Below are 311 nucleotides of genomic sequence, written 5' to 3'. Positions count from 1 at the left end.
TAGTTAATCTGTTCACCTAATAAAGCAGATAAATCAGGGCTTAATTTAGGTAGTTAAAAGGATAGTAGATATGTCTTATGACATTTTTCTGAAAATTGACGGCATTGACGGCGAGTCAATGGATGACAAACACAAAAATGAAATTGAAGTACTGAGCTGGCGCTGGAATATTCATCAGGAATCCACCATGCACGCCGGTAGCGGCCTCGGCTCCGGTAAGGTCTCCGTCACTAATCTTTCATTTGAACATTACATCGATCGCGCCAGCCCGAACCTGTTCAAATACTGCTCTTCCGGTAAGCACATTCCGC

Annotated in this window: 1 protein-coding gene; it reads left to right on the top strand. The window is 43.4% G+C overall.

Going from position 1 to position 311, the window contains the following annotated elements; all coding sequences use genetic code 11:
• Nucleotides 1-70 precede the first annotated feature (70 nt).
• Nucleotides 71-311 (top strand): Hcp family type VI secretion system effector (locus tag ACLJNW_RS24150; RefSeq protein ID WP_410961211.1); only part of this gene is annotated, 241 nt, incomplete at its 3' end.

Source organism: Salmonella sp. SAL4457 (genome assembly GCF_046548235.1).
In the GTDB taxonomy this organism is placed as follows: domain Bacteria; phylum Pseudomonadota; class Gammaproteobacteria; order Enterobacterales; family Enterobacteriaceae; genus Salmonella; species Salmonella enterica.
This window is presented reverse-complemented; position numbering and strand designations above follow the sequence as displayed.